Annotated in this window: 16 protein-coding genes and 2 pseudogenes; 9 read left to right on the top strand and 9 right to left on the bottom strand. The window is 59.8% G+C overall.

The genetic code is table 11. From position 1 onward, the window contains the following. The first annotated feature begins 126 nt into the window (after positions 1-126). Entirely contained in the window at positions 127-414 is a 288-nt protein-coding gene (locus tag XH96_RS33185) for a type II toxin-antitoxin system Y4mF family antitoxin (protein WP_194389643.1), read from the top strand. Then, on the top strand, positions 414-1,694 hold the full coding sequence (locus XH96_RS33180; protein WP_194389642.1) for a type II toxin-antitoxin system HipA family toxin: 1,281 nt from the start codon (positions 414-416) through the stop codon (positions 1,692-1,694). The genes XH96_RS33185 and XH96_RS33180 overlap by 1 nt, the downstream gene beginning before the upstream one ends. Here XH96_RS33180 and XH96_RS33175 read toward each other — a convergent pair. Then, the gene (locus XH96_RS33175; RefSeq protein ID WP_194389641.1) at positions 1,691-1,900 is read right to left on the bottom strand and encodes a hypothetical protein; all 210 of its coding nucleotides are present in this window, start codon (positions 1,898-1,900) and stop codon (positions 1,691-1,693) included. The genes XH96_RS33180 and XH96_RS33175 overlap by 4 nt on opposite strands. Before the next feature lie 276 nt (positions 1,901-2,176). Here XH96_RS33175 and XH96_RS39525 point away from each other — a divergent pair, with 276 nt between their 5' ends. After that, positions 2,177-2,305, top strand: a complete 129-nt coding sequence (locus XH96_RS39525) for a hypothetical protein (protein WP_246789856.1) — start codon at positions 2,177-2,179, stop codon at positions 2,303-2,305. A 426-nt stretch (positions 2,306-2,731) separates the two neighbouring features. Here XH96_RS39525 and XH96_RS33170 read toward each other — a convergent pair whose 3' ends face one another. Beyond that, on the bottom strand, positions 2,732-2,929 hold the full coding sequence (locus tag XH96_RS33170) for a hypothetical protein (RefSeq protein ID WP_194389640.1): 198 nt from the start codon (positions 2,927-2,929) through the stop codon (positions 2,732-2,734). A gap of 9 nt (positions 2,930-2,938) precedes the next feature. Then, the gene (gene mauJ, locus XH96_RS33165; protein ID WP_194389639.1) at positions 2,939-4,291 is read right to left on the bottom strand and encodes a methylamine utilization protein MauJ; all 1,353 of its coding nucleotides are present in this window, start codon (positions 4,289-4,291) and stop codon (positions 2,939-2,941) included. Between the two features lie 240 nt (positions 4,292-4,531). Here mauJ and XH96_RS33160 point away from each other — a divergent pair, with 240 nt between their 5' ends. Beyond that, entirely contained in the window at positions 4,532-4,891 is a 360-nt protein-coding gene (locus XH96_RS33160) for a hypothetical protein (RefSeq protein ID WP_194389638.1), read from the top strand. 226 nt (positions 4,892-5,117) lie between these two features. Here the strand turns inward: XH96_RS33160 and XH96_RS33155 are convergent, their stop codons facing one another. Then, positions 5,118-5,339 (bottom strand): hypothetical protein, encoded by a 222-nt coding sequence (locus XH96_RS33155; RefSeq protein ID WP_194389637.1) that lies wholly within the window; start codon positions 5,337-5,339, stop codon positions 5,118-5,120. 242 nt (positions 5,340-5,581) lie between these two features. Then, positions 5,582-5,929, bottom strand: a complete 348-nt coding sequence (locus tag XH96_RS33150) for a hypothetical protein (RefSeq protein ID WP_194389636.1) — start codon at positions 5,927-5,929, stop codon at positions 5,582-5,584. A gap of 326 nt (positions 5,930-6,255) precedes the next feature. Between XH96_RS33150 and XH96_RS33145 the strand changes: the two genes are divergently transcribed. The 4 genes and pseudogenes from XH96_RS33145 (at position 6,256) to tnpB (ending at position 10,882) form a co-directional block, all read left to right on the top strand. Next, positions 6,256-8,043 (top strand): caspase family protein, encoded by a 1,788-nt coding sequence (locus tag XH96_RS33145; protein ID WP_194389635.1) that lies wholly within the window; start codon positions 6,256-6,258, stop codon positions 8,041-8,043. A gap of 305 nt (positions 8,044-8,348) precedes the next feature. Next, positions 8,349-9,794, top strand: a complete 1,446-nt coding sequence (locus XH96_RS33140; protein ID WP_194389634.1) for an IS1182 family transposase — start codon at positions 8,349-8,351, stop codon at positions 9,792-9,794. Between the two features lie 505 nt (positions 9,795-10,299). Then, positions 10,300-10,629, top strand: coding sequence for a transposase (locus XH96_RS39975; RefSeq protein WP_371739905.1), 330 nt, complete (start codon positions 10,300-10,302; stop codon positions 10,627-10,629). Beyond that, positions 10,626-10,882, top strand: a pseudogene (tnpB, locus tag XH96_RS39970) (IS66 family insertion sequence element accessory protein TnpB). Before XH96_RS39975 ends, tnpB begins: the two are co-directional and overlap by 4 nt. Positions 10,883-11,137: 255 nt before the next feature. Here the strand turns inward: tnpB and XH96_RS33125 are convergent. Next, on the bottom strand, positions 11,138-12,244 hold the full coding sequence (locus tag XH96_RS33125) for an IS110 family transposase (RefSeq protein WP_194389633.1): 1,107 nt from the start codon (positions 12,242-12,244) through the stop codon (positions 11,138-11,140). A 289-nt stretch (positions 12,245-12,533) separates the two neighbouring features. Here XH96_RS33125 and XH96_RS33120 point away from each other — a divergent pair. Next, positions 12,534-13,450, top strand: a pseudogene (locus XH96_RS33120) (IS66 family transposase); the annotation flags it as partial. Between the two features lie 239 nt (positions 13,451-13,689). Here XH96_RS33120 and XH96_RS33115 read toward each other — a convergent pair. The 3 genes from XH96_RS33115 to XH96_RS39510 form a co-directional block, all read right to left on the bottom strand. Next, entirely contained in the window at positions 13,690-14,856 is a 1,167-nt protein-coding gene (locus XH96_RS33115) for a GSU2403 family nucleotidyltransferase fold protein (protein WP_194389632.1), read from the bottom strand. A gap of 531 nt (positions 14,857-15,387) precedes the next feature. After that, positions 15,388-17,232: a DUF3320 domain-containing protein gene (locus XH96_RS39515; protein ID WP_246790217.1), complete on the bottom strand. Its 1,845-nt coding sequence runs from the start codon at positions 17,230-17,232 to the stop codon at positions 15,388-15,390. 1,708 nt (positions 17,233-18,940) lie between these two features. Further along, complete coding sequence (locus tag XH96_RS39510; RefSeq protein WP_246789854.1) at positions 18,941-21,220, bottom strand: DUF4011 domain-containing protein; 2,280 nt, start codon at positions 21,218-21,220, stop codon at positions 18,941-18,943. Positions 21,221-21,655: the final 435 nt, after the last annotated feature.

Raw genomic sequence — 21,655 nt, 5'->3', positions numbered from 1 at the left:
ACGTCTGAGCCGATAGATGTCGTCGATCGGCGACGTCCGACGATGTCGGCGAAAGGTGACATTTTTGATTGTCAGCGAATGGCGACATATGATAATGTAAGCGAACGCTGACATTCGGGTTTCCCCATGCTTACACGTACCGCAGCCGATCTTGGCGCCGTCATCCGCGACCGGCGCAAACGCCTCAAGCTCGATCAGTCGACGCTGGCCAAAAAGGTTGGTGTCAGTCGCCAATGGCTCATTGAAGTCGAGCATGGACATCCGCGCGCAGAACTCGGGCTAATCCTCCGCGTCCTCGATGCTCTCGGCATTAAGCTCGATGCAGACAGCAATCCCTCCGCGGGCCGCGGCGTCCCGAAAGCCGCCGTCGATCTGGACGCCATCGTGGCGAAAGCCAAAAAAGGCAAGCCTTAATGGCCGAGCTCATTGCACTCTTGGACGGCAACGAAGTCGGCCGTGTCCGAAGTGATGCACGCGGCCGGCTGACCTTTGTTTATGACAATGCATGGCGCAACGCTGAGGGAGCCTATCCTCTCTCGCTTTCGATGCCGCTTGCCGCTGAGGAGCATGGTCCAGCCGCCATTCAGGCCTTCCTGTGGGGGCTGCTTCCCGACAATGAGCAGGTGCTCGAGCGTTGGGCCAAGAAATTTCAGGTATCAGCGCGCAACGTGTTTGCTCTCATCTCGAACGTCGGTCAGGATTGCGCAGGCGCCGTTCAGTTTGTCACGCCCGATCGACTGGAGGCCCTGAAAACGGGCCGAGATGACAAGATCGAATGGCTTGACGAGCCGGAAACAGCAAACCGGCTTCAAGCCTTACGCGAGGATCATGCTGCCTGGCGTCTGCCCGGCGATACGGGTCAATTCAGCCTTGCGGGCGCCCAGCCTAAAACTGCTCTTGTCCTCAAAGACGGCAAATGGGGCATTCCGTCCGGCCGCATACCGACCACCCACATTTTGAAACCGCCGACAGGCCACTTCGATGGTCACGCCGAGAACGAGCATATCTGCCTGCGGCTCGCGCGAGAACTCGGGCTGCCGGCCGCTGAAACCAAGGTGATGCGCTTCGAAAAGGAAATCGCAATTGTCGTTGAACGCTACGACCGGCAAGTTAGTGGGAACGACATCATTCGAGTTCACCAGGAAGATATTTGCCAGGCCATGGGCATCCTGCCGACCAAGAAATACCAGAACGAGGGAGGACCAACGTCTGCCGACGTGATCGAGCTCTTACGGACATACTCGACGGACCGCGACGCTGACCTTGAGACGTTCGTCAGCGCTTTGGGCTTCAACTGGCTCATTGGTGGTTCCGACGCTCACGCCAAGAACTATTCCTTGCTTTTGGCTAGCGGCCCGCACGTACGGCTTGCGCCGCTCTACGACATAGCTAGCATTCTTCCTTACGATCACGTCGACCCGCGGAAGGTTAAGCTCGCCATGAAAGTCGGGGGCGAGTACAAGCTCGACCAAATTGGCTTGCGTCAATGGCAGAAGTTCTCGCGCGAAACGCGGGCTGATGCGGATGTGGTCACTGCTACTCTTATCTCCATGGCTGGGCAGATTCCCGACCTCGTTAACGACACCCGCGCGCGCGCGCAAAAGGACGGATTGGAGAACGCCGTCATCGAGCGATTGGCAGCGGCTTTGACCAAACGAGCTCAGGACTGCGAACGCGTTCTGAAGGGAACCTAATTTTGGGGGCTAGCAGATCGATCCGCACGGGCAGCACCAGCCGCGGCATGTTGATCGTCGGCCTCGGCATCGATGTCGACAGCGCGATCATCGCGCCCATGATGGCGTCGGTGGCACCGGCGCCGGAATTGCCGGACCGCGATCATCGGCGCGCCGATGATCAGCAGCAGCAGCAGCGGCAGCGACACCAAGCCGGCGCCAGCCATGACATGCCTCCGTATTGGCCTGATAGCTCTGGGGAGGCTGATACGGCCCGCACTTGAGATACTCAAGAACGGGCTGAGTCTCGCTATTAGGGACCCGCTTTCCGAACATCCAAATAGGCCGAACCCAGGACAAAAGCGATGTTCGGGAGGCTTGGGAAACTCTGGGAGCGATCTGGACGCGACATGACACGACATGAGGTCGCTTTCGGAAGATCATTGCAATTCGGGCGCAGCAACTATACGCACCACCTCCTAAAAGGGAGGTTCGAGCCATACTTGCGGGAGATCCCCACCTTCCTCATCACCCATCGGCACCCCGCGCTGCTGGGGCTGGCAAGGATGAGCGGCCTTGCGTCGGGGCCGATGACGCAGCAACCGACGCTCGCGATGGGCATCGGGGCGTGAGGTCTATCGCGCTGAGCCTAATCGTGCACACTTAAGCCAGGTACTTGCGCTAGAGAGTCAGGGAATTGCGTCCCCTACGTTCGCGCCGCTCCTCGGCGATGCGTGACCATGTTGCTCGAACGCCCGTCCCTCTTGACCCAATACTAAGCTCGATGGGGCTGGCCGCTCCGAAGGTCCTTGTATTCAGTCAACGGCTCGCCGCGGTACGGGGCCAGCGCATTTAGAATGTCGCGCAGCTTCTGCCTGCCATAGGAATCCGAATAGCCGACGCTCCTCGCTTCGGCAGTCCCTTCACGCCGATCTTGACCTATCGTGGCTCTTGTAGGCCTGGTCGAAATCGGAGAACACCTCAGCAAGGCCACGCAGGATGTTGCCCCGGGGGTCCTAGATGTAGCGTCGAATGTTGTCGAGCGTGAACGGTACTGGTCATACGCCAACGCTCTTGTCCTCGGCGCTGGCAATGCGATCGATATTGAGACCGCTGTAGACGTGCTTCCAGGCCGACTTTAGCAGACACAGCCGAAGCGAGGCCCCGCGGACGTGGCCGGTATCGATCGAGACGTCGCCATAGGTACCGCGATCGTCGAGGCCATCTTGAGGTCGTTGCCTGACGCTCAAACGCAATTATGGCGATCACCGATCGCGGCTGCCTTGGCCTTGTATTGGGCAGCCACGTCGGAGTCGGAAAGCTTCCAATGAGTCTGCAATGGCTTCATCCGGAGATTTCGTCATCATCATGTTCACCGGGATCACTATTTCACAGTCGACGGGCTCGAGGTCGCCGCATCTCAGTTCGGCGACGCCATTTCCGAACACCTTGTAGAAGAAAGTGGCGTAGGCTCGTACATCGGTTTCGTCGGGCTCCTGCTCCCCAGAAAAGAGGCCGCCATCTTCAAGGTTGGTGTGGATGCGCCCACTTTTAAAGTCCAAGAAAAATACCAGCAGGATCGTCTTACGCTCATTGATGAGGACGGTTCTCACAACGCCTCCATCGACGGCATCAACGTGCATCGTCATTCGCTCTAAACCAGGTATCGGCCCATCGGGCCACAGCCCGACCGAAACTGATTGACTATCGAGCCGAGAAACGTCGGCACTCTGTCCGCTTCTAAGAAAATCAAGGCTTGCCGCCGGCAAGAGCGGATCCCATGGCGTCAGCCGATCGCGCGTTCGATGCAGAGAGCGAGCGTCAGGGACGCCGAGCTCGTCGCGAATATAAATGCGAGCGAGTTCTTCGATGATGACGAGGTCTTTTGACAAGCGCGTTCGGTCCGCAGGAATGTCAGGATCAACGATCTCGCCTTCGAGCGAGGCGTGAGCCACGGCACAACGGCCGCTTCCGTACAGGTGGTTGGCCACGTCGACGCCGTCAGCACGCAATTCTGCGACGCGCTTTGCGGCCCTATCAGTTAGCTTGTCGATGTTGGCAGCAATCCATTTGCCTCGGATCCGCCCATCTTTGAATTGCGGTTCGATGACTTTGTAAAAGCTCAAGAAGGCGTAACCGTCGTGGACCTCATCAAGGCGTTTTCCTTCGCGCCAAAACGCAAGTGCTTTGCGAACGTTGTCGTCCTCAATAATGGGCATGTGATTGCAGTTGAAGGATTTGGCGCCGGCACTTCCGACAGAAGAGTAGACCGTCCGACCGCCGTAGATCGCTGGGTGGCTGCCCCACATGTAGCCCGACACGTCAACGTAGCCGCCTTGGAACCAGCTGAGGATCGAGGTGAACCTGTAGACCTTTGCTATCGCCTCATCGGCCCCGCCGGAGGACTCGTTGCACGCTATAATGATGCCTGGTGCGGACTCCTTGCCTTCGCGCTCCGTACCCAGCAGAAAATATTCATCCCCCGCGTATTGCACACACACGTCGAGTGATGGCCACGAGATGGAGGACGCGACACCAGCTGTCAGCCATCCGCTACGGCTTCGGAGCTTGCGATGCACCTCGTCGCCGAACGTATGGGGGATGTAGGGTGTTCTCATTCGCTCAGCGTAATTTGGCAATCGCAACCCGTCGAGTTCCGCCGGGCTTGGGTGGTTTGTATCCCCACATTGTTTTCTGTCTCGGCCAGCGCGCGACGGTTTCAGAGTTGCCGGCCCTTCTGGAGTTTTTCTGCCATCGGGGCTACTGATGGCCCATGCCAGTTTCAGCGGACAGCATCTGCCAGGACATGGGCATTGAGATCGTGCCGACGACCGTCCGTTCCGGCGAGCGTCAGACGTGTGCCGGCGCAACCATTTGCGGCGATCTTTGACGAGTACGGCGCGGGGCACCTGACCCTGGTCCTCCGTACTATCACCGAGTCGTCGGGCAACGAGCGCGCCCTCAAGGCGCCAATCATCTGGGCCGTCTCGGATCTGATCGCCGCGCAGCCGGCCTGGGCCGAACTCGGGCTCCGATGGATTGAAGCTTTCGACGAAGTCGACCTGCTAGGCCTTATGCGCCAAGTGCAGCCCAACCGGCAGGCCGTACAGCTCCGAGCGGCAATCTGCACGCTTTTGTTCGAGCGCCTCTCAGTGGCGCTTGGCTGGCCCGGGTTGGGGATACGTGCCGGCTCCAGAGAGGGGGGCCTAGCCGCCTGACGGATCACCGCCAATTGGCGGGTTAGTCCCACGGTGTCGATCGGCTGTCTTCAGGGCCGGCCTGTACTGATACTTCCAGCACGACTCTGTTTTGCTTCTGAAAGCAGACATCACGGCCATCGAAGATGACCGCCAGGGCATGTGTGGGGACGGCTCCCTGGTTGGCATCTATGGGCTATGGCTGGCCGCGCGTTTTGAGTCGGCGCCCAAGCAAGACCGGTTGGTACTAACCATCGCCGTCTAGTCGGCCGTTGCTGTGCAAAATCTGAATGTCGCTGAAGGCGGTGGGGATCCATTTTCCAATAGCCGGTACACATTCGGGATTTTCATAGATTGAGTGCCGCAGCGCCGACCGCCTTTCTTGTGTGCTCCCTAGGCTCACGAGCTTGACGTTCTCGGAATCCGGCGCGGTTTGAACATTCACCTCATAGCTGACACCGCCGAACACCAACTCTCTCCCGTTGATCGACCGAGCTAACGCAATTGAACATATGAGGGCCGTTACGAGGACGACGGCCCAGCGCATTGCTATCGCCGCATATAGGAAGCAGGTGCCTATGAAAGACCACGCAGGATCGTCAGCTAGCATTGGGAGAGCAAAAACAAGTGCGAGCAAAGCGAGGCCTGCTAGGGCTCGTTTCCACCCCAGCAGGTGAAACAAAGGGAGGAGGACAAGGGTCAGTAAAATATTCAACGTTGAAGTATGAATATCGATGCCACGAAAAACGTAAACCAGCCGATGACGGGGATGGCCGTTACGAGGACCCCAAGCAGCAAAACGGGATAAGCAAGAAAAATAAGCAGATTGAATAACTTTGCGCCGATCGAGCCACCAATCAGGGCGAGGTTGGCTTCATCATCGGTCGCACGAAGAACAAGGATATACGAGACTACCTTGATGTCATTGCAATCTGCGACAAGCTCGCGCGAGTCGACCAGCGCTCCTATTGGCTTCGAATGCATCCCTTCACAATCACTCACCTCGATGCTTTTGCAATCTGCGCTCGCCTGGGCGGAAGGTGAGTGCGAAAGCTTCATGCGAACCTAGTTCCCCCCAACGGCCTTCTCCCAAGTGTTAGCCTAAAGACGTAAAATGAACTGTGTGTGAGCTGAATGTCCGATACTTGTCTTAGCCACCTATGTTCGAGCCTAGCCCGAAAGCGAAGTGAAGCCGCGGGCGGACTGAGGTCGGCTCATGGCGGCCAGCGGACAGCATCTGCTCTGCCAGAGCGTTTCTCAGTTTGACCAATTAGCGGACGCCAACTACTGAGTCGCGGACTGCTAACAAGTGACGGACCTCACAGAGCCTACCCTCTATACTGGCTTGAATAAGCGTAGCTTTTGATGCGAACAATGTGGCTGGCATGGGTACGCTTCGGAAGATCGTCTATGGGATGATGCTGGCGGGCTGGTGCTTCGCTGGAGGTCCCGCGTTCGCCGACAAGCGCGTCGCTCTGATCATCGGCAACTCCGGTTATGACAAGGTTGCCCGGCTTCCCAACCCCGCCAACGATGCCGCCCTGGTGGCCGAGACCTTCAAGTCGGCCGGGTTCGACAGCATCGATCTTCGGCGCGATCTGAGAATCGAGGACATGCGCCGGGCGCTTCGCGACTTCGTCGACAAAGCTGGAGATGCTGACGTCGCGGTGGTGTACTACGCCGGTCATGGTATCGAGATAGATGGCATCAACTACCTGATCCCCGTCGATGCGGTCCTGGATCGCGATAGAGACGTCTACGACGAGGCCTTGTCGTTGGAACGCGTCCTCGTAGCCGTCGAGCCAGCGAAGAAGCTGCGACTCGTGATCCTGGATGCGTGCCGAGACAATCCGTTCACAAGGTCGATGAAGCGCACTCTGGCTTCCCGCGCTGTCGGGCGCGGCCTGGCGAAGGTCGAGCCGACCAGCCCGAACACGCTCATTGCGTTCGCATCGAAAGCGGGTTCGACCGCCTCGGATGGCGACGGCAAGTACAGCCCGTTCACAAGGGCGCTTGTCAACCACGTCGCCAAGCCGGGCCTCGATGTGCGCAAAGCCTTCGGCTACGTCCGAGACGACGTCTTGAAGTCCACCGGGAATAAGCAGGAGCCGTACCTGTACGGTTCACTGGGCGGTGATGATCTACCGCTCGTGCCCGCTAAGCCTGCCGCGACCGGGCCACAGGCCGACCCGCAGACCGCCGTCCGGCGCGACTACGAGCTGGCTCTTCAGATCGGCACCAGAGACGTGTGGACTGCATTTCTCGCGCAGTATCCCGATGGCTTTTATGCGAGCCTGGCAAAAGGACAGTTAGCTCGCATCGCCGCCGAGGATGCGCGGTTAGCTGCCGCCGAGAAGGCCCGCCTCGCCGAGCAGGAGAAAGCTCGCCTTGCGGCGGAAGGTGCTCGGCAGGTGGAGCAGGCCAAGGCTGTAGCCGCTGCGAAGGCAGCAGAGGAAGCGCGCATCGCAGCCGAGAAGGCGAACCAGGTCGCGCAGCAGAAGGCGGCAGCCGCCGAGAAGGCACGCCTGGCCGAGCAAGAGAAAGCCCGGTTGGCCGCGGAGAAAACTAAGCAGATTGAGCCGCAAAAGGCCGCAACCGCAAAGCAGGCTGAGCTGGCCGCCGAAAAGGCGGGGGAGGAGAAGGGTCAGCAGCTCGCGGCCGTGGCACCTGTCGACCAACTCGAGAAACCGCCGGTCGATCTTCCCCGTGCATTGCAGGCTGAACTGCGCCGAGTTGGCTGCAACCCTGGTGCTGTTGATGGCAACTGGGGCGAAAGATCGCAAAAGGCGCTTAATCTCTTTAACACGCATTCGGGTCTGAGGCTGGAAGCGAAAGCGGCTACCATCGAAGCGCTCGATGCCGTTAAGGGAAAGTCTGGACGGACTTGTCCGCTGGTCTGCGATCCCGGTTACAAAGCCGAGGGCGAGAGCTGTCTAAGGACAACATGCCCGAGTGGCTATCGGCTCAATGGAAATGAATGCATCAAGGTTCGTGAAGTTGGGCCCGCTTCGGCCCAAAGTGTTGAAGGCATAATCGCCTGCTCGCAGGGCAAGCAGGCATGCCTAAAAACCGGCGGTACTAGCGATGCCTGTCAGCAACGATACCAGTCGTGCGTCCAAACCGGCTGCTGGATGGGGTTTCAAGTGCGAAAATGCGGATATGCCAAAAGGTGACAGCGTCTTAATTAGGACATTTCGCCATCTCGGACGAGGCGCGTGAGGCGGCGACACGTGTGCTTGAGCTCGATCCCAACTTTACAGTATCTGCGTGGATCGCTCGGCGCACTTCTCGCGCCAACGAGGTGATCAAATGACCGCTTCTGGCCCCGTAGCGGACTGCCCTGCTTGGCCTCGCACAGTCCGCTTCCGAGGACTGAGCGGAAAGCCATCGTGGAGACGCCGAGGGCAGGCTTTGACCCTGGCTGTGTGAAAAGTCACGAGTCGGCTAGGATTCTTCCGTTTCCTGATGGGGGATACGGATGGGACGCTTCGTTGAAGGCGCGGACAGATCCCAGCTGACGCTCTTGCCGGAATGTCTGGAGGATTGGGTAGGCGAGGACAACGCGGTCCACGTGATCGATGTGTTCGTCGAGGCGCTCGACCTGCATGGAATGGGGTTTGAGCGTGTGATCGCCAAGGAGACGGGCCGGCCCTCCTATCGTCCGGCAGTCCTTCTGAAGCTTTACATCTACGGTTATCTCAATCGGCTGCAATCCAGTCGCCGCCTGGAACGTGAGGCGTGCCGCAATGTCGAGGTAATGTGGCTGATTGGGCGCCTGGCTCCCGATCACAAGACGATCGCCGATTTCCGGAAGGATAACGGCGCGGCGATCCGGAAGGTTTGCGCGAAGTTCGTTGCACTATGCCGGCAAATGGGCCTGTTGCAGACCGCAAGCGTCGCAATCGACGGCAGCAAGTTCAAGGCGGTGAACAACCGCGACCGCAACTTCACGCATGCCAAGATGGCGAGGCGGATGGCGCAGATCGAGGAAAGCGTCGGTCGATATCTGCGTCAACTCGATAGCGCCGATCGGCAGGAGCCATCGGAAGCGATCAGCATCAAGACGACGAGGATCAAGGAAAAGATCGCTCGGCTGAAGCAGGAGATGAGCCGCCTGGAAGTGCTTGATGCGCAGATGCGCAACACGCCGGATCAACAGATATCGCTGACCGATCCGGATGCCCGTTCGATGGCCACCAGCGGACGCGGATCGGGTGTCGTCGGCTACAACGTCCAGGTCGCGGTGGACACCGAACACCATCTGATTGTGACGCACGAGGTCATAAACGTCGGCAACGACCGTGGGCAGCTTGCTCGGATGTCGAAGCAGGCCAAAGAAGTGCTCGCAGTGGATAAACTCGATGCGGTCGCCGATCGTGGCTACTTCGACGGAGAGGAGATATTGGCCTGCGAAGAGGCTGGCGTTGCAGTCACCTTGCCCAAGCCCATGACGTCGAACGCCAAGGCGGAGGGCCGGTTCGGCAAACAGGACTTCGCCTACCTGCCTGATGAGGATGTCTACCGCTGCCCATCGGGCCAGCTGCTGCCCTATCACTTCACCAACATCGAGCATGGAATGACGCTGCGCCGTTACTGGTCGACGGCGGCATGCCAAGGCTGCGCGATCAAGAGCCAATGTACGCCGTCCAAGGAGCGCCGGATCACGCGCTGGGAGCATGAGCATGTGGTCGAGGAGGTCCAGAGACGGCTCGATTCCAATCCTGACGCCATGCGGACGCGACGTGAGACAGTCGAGCATCCCTTCGGCACGATCAAGGCCCGTATGGGTGCGACCCACTTCCTGATGAAGCGCCTACGGAATGTCGCCGCTGAGATGGCGCTGCATGTTCTCGCCTATAACCTCACACGGGTGATGAACATCGTCGGCAAACCGCGCCTGATTGCAGCCATCCGCGCCGCCTGAAGGCCGGAAACCGCGCCCAAAACCGCAATACCCCGTCGCGATACCCACTTTGGCCGGTCATTGGACGATCCGATGCGTCAGCACCGGCCGCCTGCAATGATTGGCGACCACGCCGCGTCCGACCTATCCGTTTGCACACAACCAAGACCCAAACCCGACCAGCTGCACACAGCAAATACGCCAACGAGACGCCTGCGCTCACAAATCAGGTCTGAGCCGGCTGACGACAAGTCTCTCCAGTCCACTTTTATACTAGTTGCCGGCATCCCTCAGCGGTAGCCTTTCCAAGTGCGCTGATGCGCCAAGCACCTCGGCCAAAGCTAAAGCATCAGCAAAAGGAGGCAAAGATGAGCGTACGCCTCCGGTGGAGGCCGCCTTACCGGATCGGGTTCGAGCGTGAGATGGTTTGCGCATTAATTCGCAAGAAAATGAGCAAACGTGACGACGGTTACGGTTCTGTCCGGTCCTGAGCGGCGACGGCGGTGGAAGAGTACCGCTTCGGATCGTGGAGGAGAGTCTGGCGCCTGGGGCCAGTGTTGTCGAGGTTGCTCGGCGACACGACGTTCACCGCAACCTGGTTACGGCCTGGCGGCGGCAGGCGCGGACCGGTGTCCTCGCTTGCGGGCCCGAGCCGATGCAGCGGCAGGATGACGAGGTCGGTTTTGCGGCAGTCTCCATTGCGCCAGACCGGCAACCGTTGACGGCGCCCTCGGGAAGCTGCGGTGCGATCGAGATTGAGTTCGCGGCCGGGGCTCGGATGCGGATCACCGGTGCGGTTGACGCGGCGACGCTGACCGCAGTCGTGGCGGCGCTGACTGATGGACGGCCGCGATGATCCCGTTGCCGGCCGGCGTGCGGGTATGGCTCGCGACCGGCCATACCGACATGCGGAAGCGCTTTCCGTCGCTGGCATTACAGGTTCAGGAGATCTTGCATCGCGACCCGCTGGGCGGCCACCTGTTTTGCTTCGCGGTCGCCGCGGCAACCTGCTGAAGGTGATCTGGCATGACGGTCAGGGCGCCTGCCTGTTCACAAAACGCGTTGAGCGCGGCCGCTTCATCTCCTATGGCCTTTGTCAACTGTTTTGAACACAGCTTCCCGATCGCCCGTTTTGGGACGTGGATATTTGATGCATACGATCCGCATGGGTGAGGACGCCGAGTGTTCTCGACGGTCGCTCAGACTCCTATGCGGGGATTGGCTACCCCATGATGACGGTGCGTCGGAGGGCTGCCTCGCTCCGGCCTCGGACGTCGGCGTTTCCGCTGTCCAAAATGAACTCGAGGATTCCCTCTACCGCGCTCGGCGTCCTCGCTGATGCGGATCGTAGGATACGTCTTCGATTACGCGCCTAGCGGGACGCGCTGGCCGATGGACCAGATAAAGCCGAGCAGTTCCCGCGCAACTGCAGCGGTAGCGACGACTGAGCGTTTTCCGCGCGCGGTAAGCTTCCGATAGGTCTTGTGCAGACGTAGCTGCGCTTTCCAGGCCAGAGCAGCGATATCTTGTGAAACTGGCGGGCAACGCTCTTTCATCCATTGCCCGACCTTCGGCGTGGTACGATAGCTCCAGGCAGCTTCACACAGCACGGCCCGCGCGATCGAACTGCCCGCCTTGGTGATGCCGCGCGGCCTTACCGTACCGCCGCTGCTGTGCTCGCCTGGGGCGAGGCCGAAGTAGGCAACGAGCTGCCGCGGATGAGCGAAGCGGGAGAAGTCTCCGACCTCGGCGAGTATCGTAGCGGCGACGATCGGACCGACGCCCTTCAATGCTTGCAGAGCCTGCATCTGTTTGGCCCACGGGGAGCTCGCGAGTAGTTCGCGGATTTGCTCCTCTACTCCAGCCTTGCGAGCCTCGTCATGCTCAAGTGCGTTGAGATAGGTCTGGAATGCAATCTGTTGCGCCGGATGGGCGAACGTCCTGTTGCAGAGCCATATCCGGTGTCGGCGACTCCAAGCCTTACCCTCGAAGCGTAAGTCGCAACGGAGCATGAACGCCTGAATGCGAATGCGATCTCGGCGGACATCCTGACCAGCTGCGTGCCGCGCCCGTACCAGGTCGCGTAGTGCCTCATGAAGCGCGTCCGGCACCCAGACATAGGTGAGCTCACCGGCCCGATGCAGACGAGCCAAAATGATGGCGTCGCGCCGGTCATTCTTGATCCGCTCGCCCGGCTTGCGTGGCGTCAACGAGGGCGCGCACACTCTGCAGATCATCCCCATTGTCGAGAGTTGACGTTGAACGTTGTAGCCGCATGATCCAGCCTCGTAGACGAACTCGACGACACCATGTCGACGCGCCAGACTCCGAGCGAGTTTGCCGATTGCCGTCGGATCGTTCTTGATCGTGCCGACATGCCGAACCTCACCCGCTCGCCCAACGTCCGCTACCGCGACAGAAATTGTCTCCTTGTGTACGTCGAGACCAACGAAGGCACAAACCGATTGCATCGCATTTTCTCCTTCTTTGCCGGGTCCAATCCGGGCGACGCCCAAGATGCGATCACGGGCAGGAAAAGGCCATGTCATCTGGCCGAGCCCGGCCGAGGGTGTGGTGACGATCTCGTCGGCGCAGCTCGGTTATCTCTTGTCCGGGATCGACTGGCGGCACCCACAAGAGACGTGGCGACCGACATCGGTCGGATGAGGCTTTGAGCTTGCGGATCGTGATGGATGTGATTCCATCATCATCGTGACCACATCTGAATCGCTTCCGACCGATCTTGCCGCTGCGCATGCGATGATCCTCGCGGAGCGCGCCGCGCGCCTGGAAGCGGAGGCGGTTGCGGCGAACGCTAAAGCGGAAGCTGCCAATGCGAAGGCGGCCGAGGCACTGATCAGTTACCTCAAGCTCGAGATCGAGAAGCTGCGTCGCCAGATTTACGGCAGCCGCTCGGAGCGCAAGGCACGGCTCTTGGAGCAGATGGAGCTCGAGCTCGAAGAGCTGGAAGCAACCGCGACCGAAGACGAGTTGGCGGCTGAGAGGGCGGCAGCCAGGGCGCAGACGGTGCAATCCTTCCAGCGCAAGCCTCCGTCGCGCAAACCGTTCCCCGACCTTTTGCCGCGCAAGCGTGTCGTAGTAGCCGCACCGCAGAGCTGCCCTTGCTGCGGCTCATCGAAGCTATCAAAGCTGGGCGAAGATATCACCGAGACGCTGGAGGTCATTTCCCCGGCAGTGGAAAGTGATCCAGACGGTGCGCGAGAAGTTCTCATGCCGGGACTGTGAGACGATCACCCAGCCGCCGGCCCCCTTCCACGTGACGCCGCGCGGCTTTGCCGGGCCGAACCTGTTGGCCATGATCCTGTTCGAGAAGTTCGGCCAGCATCAGCCCTTGAATCGGCAGAGCGAGCGCTACGCCCGGGAGGGCATCGATCTGAGCCTGTCGACACTGGCTGACCAGGTCGGCGCCTGCGCGGCGGCCCTGCAGCCGATCTATGGGCTGATTGAGCGCCATGTCCTCGCCGCCGAGCGGCTGCACGGTGATGACACCACGGTGCCGATCCTGGCCAAGGGCCAGACGGTCAAGGGGCATATCTGGACCTACGTTCGCGACGATCGGCCGTCTGGCGGGCGGGGCGCCGCCGGGCGCGCTCTATTACGCCTCGCGCGACCGGCGGCAGGAGCATCCCACACGGCATCTTCAAAGCTTCTCCGGCAGCGGCAAGCGAATCCTTGGCGTGGAACGGGCCCGCCATTGAGCCTGCTCCAAGGATTCGATTACGGTTGCGCGCTGTCGCACGCGACTGTATGCCTCCCCAGGTATCGCGCGATACGTCATGCCGCGATGACGACAATCAGCAGCAGCATCGGCATGCCGATCGGGAAGAAGGTGTCGCCCTATAGGCGAGGGGAGCCTTGCAGGGCTGCCATGTCCCGTCGACGAGCCAATGTACCGTTACGGCGCAGGCGCTGCTGTCGCCTTCGCTATCGAGAGGCGCGCGAGAAGCCCGTCCTTGCCACCCGTAAGGCCGTACTCGTCTGCCGACTTCCCGTCGAGTTTGGCCGCTTCAGCGACACCCTTTGAGAGCATGGCGAAAGTGTCATCGGAAAGACGTAGGGCGCCAACGCCAAGGCGGCGTCGCCATCTCGCTCCGCGTTCCCATGCCTCCATCCATGCGAAGCCTAGGTCACTTCCGCGCTTAACGGTATCGAACGCCTGAATGAGCGCACCGGCTTGGTTGATGTCCTTCTTCGCCTTGTCCGCAAAGAAGACGTTCCTCTTGGTCGCGACTATGAGCTTGTGGATGGCGTAGCGCTCCGGCGCCGGTACAAGGACCGGTACGCCTGCATCGTGCAGAACGACGGAGCGGATCGGCTCATGGATCAGGTAGTCCAAGAACCGTAATACCTGTGCGCCCACCGACGGCCCCAACGACGGCATCTTCGTTAGCCTGGAGGAGTAGTCCTCGTCGCCCCGGTTCGGCGTGAGGAATTCGACTTTGAACCCGGTGGCGTTGGCGAAACCGCTGAACAGCTTCGTCTCGTCGGGGGAGAACGAGGGCGCGAACGTCGGATCGACCTTTTTCAGGATGTCTTCAATGTCCGGCATGCTCTCATCGATCGAGATCGAGATGCCGTAGAACTTGGCGATATCCATATCCTCGGTCGTGACGAGTTCGTCGGGAAGCCTGACGCCGAGGATGCCGCTGTATGTTTGATAAGCCATCGAACCGACAAGCGTGGCGCGAAGTCGAAAAAGTCCCGCTCGCGCGAGTTCGCTGACAACGAGACCTTCCATATGAGGCGGAGCCGGGTAGCCCGCCCGCCTCAACTTCGCAGCCAGCTCTCGACGCGCGCGATATCCGATCTTCGTGCGCTGAAACGCTTGGGCGCGCTTGGCGATCTCCGGATCGTCGGCCGGCCCGACGTATTTGAGGGCCGTCTTCGTCGGTCCCTGGCCGCCGGAGGTCTCATAGGCCTTGTAATAGTAGTATTCGCGATTGGCCCGCTTCTGTTTGAGAAAGGTCCCGTTCTCCGGGAAATTCTCATCGAAGTCGGCGTCAGTCGCCTTTTGAACCAGGTCGGAAAACATGACTTGGTCGATGTTTGAAAACTGCTTCATGGGTCTTTGTTACCATTTTGGCGAAGTGGTAACAAAGGTCTTTTTTTGTATCCATTATGCCGAAATGGTAGCAAGCCCTTGTGTCCATTTCGACAAAATGGTAACAATAGCAAAATCAATGGTTTATGCGAAATTAGTCCAGGTCCACTATTCTGGAACCTTGGCTCCGCTTCATTCGCCTCCCTGCGAATGAGCTCGGGCACGAGGCCGGACCCAGGTCCTCTCCGCCGTCTGGGAACCCGGGCGGAGCCGCCCGACGCGGCGGTTCTGGAAGGCCCCGCCAGCCGCGGGCCGGGCGCGCGCTTTGAGGTAGCAGCTGCTGGAAGATCCTTTCGCGCACGAACAGTCTCTTGAGCCAATCTGTAGGGCTAGCTAGCTGCCGCCACAGCAGCTTCGAAACGATCGCGGGTCGAAGCTGCCAGCCGCCCTAAGCCGAAGTGCTCCTGCATGCCGCGGATGATATCCTCATCTTCCTCGAGGCCAGCGGTCCGCAGCATCCCAGCGAGACCCGCCAATTCGGGAAGCGGAATGTCACTGTGATCGCGTCCCCCCAGCGCCCCTGTAAGGAGCCCTGTCCTGCGCCGCGGCATCCTGAGGCCAAACAATCTGCCGCTCGCCGTCCTTGGACATCGGAAACCGATTTTGTCCGAGGGATGAGGCGACGATCTTTTGCACCGTCTCACCCGAGCGCATGAAACCGTGTGCACGCGCTATGCGATCTACAATCACGTCGAAATAGATCGGGGCTTCGGTATGGACAACATGATCGACCATACTACGGAGTGTCCCGCGGTAGCTCGCGTCGTAGAAGCGCTCCCGATCAGGGGGCGCCACATTTGCGGGATCGGCTTTGACATACGCGGCCGTCCCTCGATCGGGCTCCCGCACCTCGGTCATCGGTCCACGAGCGTAGACCTTCGTTTCCCTGACAGGCGCTCCGTCGTCGTTTACCGATTCCGGCGAGACTTCGGTTTGCTCAGACTCGGGGGCCGCCTCTGCGACCGACGTTTCGGCGCCAGCCGGCTCGCCGGTATCATTAACGGACGGGATTCTCTCCGGCGGAGGCGTTGGTTCTTCACTTATCGCGGGAGCTCGCCGAGAAGCACGGTCGGCTTCGAGATCGGCGACCAGCCTCGCGTGGATCTTTTCCGTCGCAGTAGATGAATCCATCCACCATTCCGTGCTCCAGATCCGCCGAATTCGCCAACCAAGATCTGTAAGCACCATTTCGCGCAGACGGTCGCGGTCGCGGGCGGTGGCCGATCGGTGGTAGGCGGCGCCGTCGCATTCGACGCCGGCAAGATATCGCCCAGGGAAATCCGGATGAACGACGCCGAGATCGATCCGGAAGAAGGAGACGCCCACCTGAGGATGAACCTCCCAACCCTTCTCTTGGAGGGCCCGCATCACAGCGTCCTCAAACGGCGATTCCGCGTCGCGCCCGGTCGGCGAGAAGGCCTCGGCGATAGCCCGTGCGCCGTTCTCAGCGAATTCGAGGAAGTGTTTGAAGTCGACTACACCTTTGGCGCCGGTCCGCCCGAGATCGATCTGCTCGGGCCGCAATGTCGCGAACACCAACAACTCGCGCCGCGCACGAGTGACCGCGACGTTGAGGCGGCGGTGGCCGCCCTCGCTGTTCAGCGACGAGATCTGAGCTGTGACGCGTCCAGTCTTGTCCGGTCCGACCGCCACCGAGAATACGATCACGTCCCGTTCGTCGCCCTGCACGTTCTCGATGTTCTTGACCAGGATCGGTTCCCTGGACTGGTTGCGATCGAAGTGCGGCTCCAGCGATGGGTCAGAGCGGCGGGCTTGATCGAGCAAGTTCTCGATCAGCCGTTGCTGTTCGCCATTAAATGTGACGACGCCAATTGAATGGGACGACGTTTTCATGCGCCGGACGACCTCGGCCACCACGGCTTCGGCCTCCTTGCGGTTTATCTTGGCGCCGCCTCGCTCGTAGACGCCGCCCTCTACGTGAATATAGCGGACCGCGGTATCGCGCGTCACGGGCGAGGGGAAAGTCGTCAGCTCACCCCGATAATATTTGACGTTGGAGAAAGCGATTAGACTCTCGTGGCGGCTGCGGTAGTGCCAAGACAGCCGCATGCTCGGAATGTTCGAGGCAAGGCATTTGTCAAGTATGCTCTGTTGGCTCTGGACGGTCGAACCGTCGTCATCTTCGTCATCGACGCCACGCTGTCCGACGTTCGTAGGGGGCAGCTGCTCCGGGTCGCCCACGATCACAACTTGAGTGCCGCGCGCAATCGCTCCGATTGCGTCCCATACCGGGATCTGAGAGGCCTCGTCGAAAATGACGACATCGAAGGGTTTGGCGTCTGCGGGTAGGTACTGCGCAATAGAAAGCGGGCTCATCATAACGCATGGGGCGAGCTGGGTTAGCACCGTCGGGAGGCGGCCAAACAGCTGCCGAAGCGGCATGTGCCGAGCTTTCTTACTGATCTCGCGCGCGAGCGTGCCCCATTCCGGATCCTTGCCGAAATTGGTCTGAGTTGGCACCCCCGCCCCAATGCGTGCCTTTACGATGTCTCTGGCGAGTTCTTCAACCCGCTTGTCAGCGGCGATGAACGCCTCAATCGTGGCTTCGTGCTTTTCCGCAAGAAAGCCACTTAGAACCTCGTCCTCGTTGACGATAGCTTCGGCAATCCAGCGCGCATAAGAGTAATCGAAGACGTTCGAGAGGGCCGTCCCATCTACGATTCCGTTTTCGACGGCATCGACGAGAGGGGAAAGTCCCGCTGCGCGTGCCGAACGAGCAGCCCAACGCCAAGTGGCCCACTGCGGAGCCTTGATGACGTTTGATCTCCAATTCGCGGTTCGTTGGAGGAGGGCCTCGATCCAGCCAGACTCGAGCTTGACGATGTCCTCCGGGTCATCGAGGCCGATGCATGCACCCAGCTCTTTGGCCGTCCGGTGCATACTCGGAAATGCCCTGTACATAGCCTCGAATGCATGGCGGACCTGTCCGCTCGGCCGGAAGCGAGGGTTGTCGCGAAGCAGCATATCTTGGATATGCAGGAGCAGCTGATGCGGCTCCATGCCATCGATAGGATATGCATCGACCGCATCGCGTACGCTTGTGGCCCAGTCGATCAGCCCTTGGAAACGAGACACCTCGCTCTGCGGCCCGCGCCAAAGGCGCTCCATGCCCCTGAAGCGAGGTTTCGTATTCTCGATTTCGCGCAGCAAGCCAGCGAGCTCTTGCAGCACAACAATGTCTCGACCGATGTCCTCAGGCACCTCGTCCGGGCAATATGGCTTCAGAGCCAATCTGACCTTCTTTTTCCGGCCGCTTCGCACGAGAACATTCGACGCGCATGCATCCGTCCAATCACGCCCGAGCGATGGCAGATCCAGCAGCGCCGCCCTGAGCTCGTATTGGACGGAAAGCTGCGAGTTTTTTTCGTTTAGCCGGCCTACGGCGTCGGCAAGGTCGTGCAACGCGTTCACGCGTTCTGGTGCGTCGGTCGAGAGCAAAAGCGATCCGTCCGCAGCATCGGCGTGCAGCAGCAACGAGACGAGCTTGATCAGTTGCGGCAACAGACCATCGTTGCGAGCGGCGCCATCGAGCCCAATCGACAACACCAGATCGTCGGCAGCCGTCCTAACTTCCTGGAGGGCGAGATGGAGACGGTCGACCAGCTGCTGAAGCGACTGTACCCACGCAGGACTCCATTTGGTCTGCTCGATGCCTTTGAGTGGATGATTGACAGGATCACCCACGGCTTCGAGGGCGGTGCGAATATCTGAGCAAATCTCGCGCATGCGAACGAGATCTTCGGGGGTATGTACCGAACCGATAGGCCATGTCAGGCCGACGTCTGAAAACCGATCGCGATCGGCGACGACCCGTCCGAAGGCCTCGTATGCTGTCATTCCATTGGCGCGGCGCCGGTGTAGCGCGGAAACAAGCTTGTTCAGTTGGTCGCGTCGCCGCTTCAGCTCGCTAGCCGCTGCCGACCAATGTTCCTCGGTGACGAGATTGCGCTCGCGCCAGGCGGTGGCCAGCTGCTCCAGCACATTAGACTTCTGGGCTTTGGTCGAATGAACCTCGAGACAGTAATTACCGAGACCGATCGCCTGCATTCGCTGTCTTACGACTTCGAGCGCAGCAGTCTTTTGCGACACGAAAAGAACCGTCTTTTGATGAGCGAGGCAGTTCGTGATCATATTCGCGATAGTCTGGCTCTTGCCCGTGCCCGGCGGGCCGAAGAGCACGAAATCGCCTCCACGCTGCGCGGCGAGCAACTTGGGAGGAGTCGGCCGAGAGCGGCGTGAAGAGTTCGGCCGGATCGATGACTTGGTCGATGGTGTGCTCTGCGACAAAGGCGGCGCCCGAGCCGTCACAGGTGTGGGTGGGGGTGTCTATCAGATGCCGGACCACCGAATTTCGCTTCAGGATTTCGGTGCGGTCGACGAGATCCTTCCACATCAGGTACTTCGTGAAGGACAGCGTCGCGAGCACGACCTGCTCGGTAACCTCCCAGCCTTTGATACTCTTGATATGACGCCTGATTGTCTTCCAAATACCTGCAACATCGACCCCAGTTGCGTCTTCCGGCAATTCTCCTTCGAGTTCGGGAATCGAGAGGTCAAAATCCTGCTTCAGCATCTGCAGCAGGGTCGGATTGAACCGAGCCTCATCCTCGTGCAGCGCGAGGCGAAAGCCGGAGCGCACGCTCTTGCGCTCAAGCTGGACCGGGACAAGGATCAACGGAACGCGGTAGGGCCCGGCGCCATCGTGGGGCGTCCACTTTAGGAACCCGAGGCAGAGGTACAGTATGTTGGCCCCGCCCTCCTCGAAGGCGAGGCGGGTGGCCCGGTAGAGGTCGGTTAGCCGACCTTCGAGTTCGGTCTCCGGAACGGCGGTGTGGAGTTCGCCGCGGACCATGGCGTCAGAGATGAAATCTTTGCGGGCGTCGTCCTGCAGTCGCTGCGCGAGCAGCGCAGTATCGCGGCCATCGCTGCCATCGAGCACGCTGGCTCTTCCGAGCAATTTGAAGCGGTCTCCACCTGAGAGCTTGTCCTCCAATATCGCCGCATCAGGGCACTCGATCCCGATGGTAGATTTCGAGTCCTTGAAGTTCAGCAGTCGGTTCCTCAGCGTGAGGTCTAGAAGATTGCGTTTCCAAACCTCTAGCCGATCCAGGCTCCGTTCTGAAACGTCTTCCCGTGGTTTGTCGAGATTCTCTTCAAATTTTGGAATTTCGCCAAGTTCATTCGGGACAGACGGTGCGCCAGAAGGGGTTATGGTCGGCTCGCCGGACCTCGATAGATCGAGTGGCCGGATCTTAGCGCTTCGTGCACGCTTGACGTCGATGGCAAGCTCGAACTCGGACGTTGCCTCCTCGGCGATCAACTTGGCGCCGGCATCGACAGCTTGTTTGAAACGCCCTGGATTTGACCCGGTGAGGATCGTCGTCTCCACCAGGACCATCTCATCGAGCTGCACGCGCTTGCGCAACATCTGCGGGTCATCGATTACAAGGCTTGAGAAGTCCTCGTCAACAAGCCACACGCCAACGAAAGCGTGACCTTCAGTTAGGACAAGCACAGGATTGAGGCCTGCCTGCTCAAGGCAGGACGCATAGAGGAGAGTAAGATCCAGACAGGTTCCGACCTTACGAGACAGGATTTCGCTGGGGCCTCGGATCTGCTGGCCCGACCGTTCAAAGCTTTTCGGGGGGAGGACGTAGGCGATTGAGTGTGAAACCAGAGCTGCCCAGACGGCATCGGCTATCTCCCAGGCCCGGGCCTTGGTCTGCTTGTGATAGCCATCTATCGCATCATGACGGCCTGCTGCCGCCAGCTTACCCGAGGCTTCCCGAAGGATGACATCGATGGTGGGATCCGTCGGTCTAACGAAAGCGGCCAACAGCTCGGGCGCGGCGTTGACGCCGCCCCAGTGCGAGGGAGGGAGCAGATTGAGCTCGACTGCGCTCTCGATAAGCGTTTCACCCGCGGATTCTACGCGAATGCGCAACTGTGCTCGCCTGGAGGCGGTTACGCCGGCCAGGAACGCGGGATCCAGCTTCAGGTCTGGGCTGCGGATATGATGAATGGCGCGATCGGCAACGTATTGGATCTGTGACACCGCGGGTGTCAGAAACGGAGGCTCCGCTGTGAGATGTACGGAGAGTTCTGAAAGATCGCGCCCCGTGCCGTTCTCGATTGCCAATTCGCGGACTATTGGGACAGCGTTTTGATAGAAGGCGATGTTGACGTTGTCCGCAGCCGTGCAATTGATTTTCAGTCCGCCAGCTGGTTCCTTGATTTCAGCCCGCTCCGCCATATTGTGCGCCCCCAAAAGAAAATTCGGCAACTGCAGACCATGTTCGGCCAAGAACAATCATGCGCAAGCTAGACTTGAACTGGGCTTGACATAATGGTGGCCGCCCAAAGAATCGCCCTATTGCCTCCCGGCGTCTTCTACTCCTTTGGCGCAGGTGTAAAGTAAGTCCTTCGGATGCGCTAAAGAACCTAGGGAAATCCCCAGGGCTAGTCAAAAGTCTCGCAGTCGGGCCACACGATCAATATCGGCCATTGCCATTGTGATTGCGAGCGCCCGAGTTCACTGGGGATGCGCTTCTTAATACAACGAAGTCGCAACGGTGGCCGTGTCGCAAGCGGCTAATGATCCATTCTCAATGCGTGTTCGATCAATACCCGATTTCCGTGCAGGGTCGCCCCCTCATCGCCAATTGAGGCAGATAACCCAATGAACCCCCGCCCGGCCTCACGTGGCTTGTATCCTATCGCACCCAACGCGACGACCGCT

Origin of the sequence: Bradyrhizobium sp. CCBAU 51765 (genome assembly GCF_015291725.1) — a bacterium.
In the GTDB taxonomy this organism is placed as follows: Bacteria; Pseudomonadota; Alphaproteobacteria; order Rhizobiales; family Xanthobacteraceae; genus Bradyrhizobium; species Bradyrhizobium liaoningense.
The sequence above is the reverse complement of the archived record's forward strand: the minus strand, read 5'-3'. Positions and strand labels throughout refer to the sequence as shown.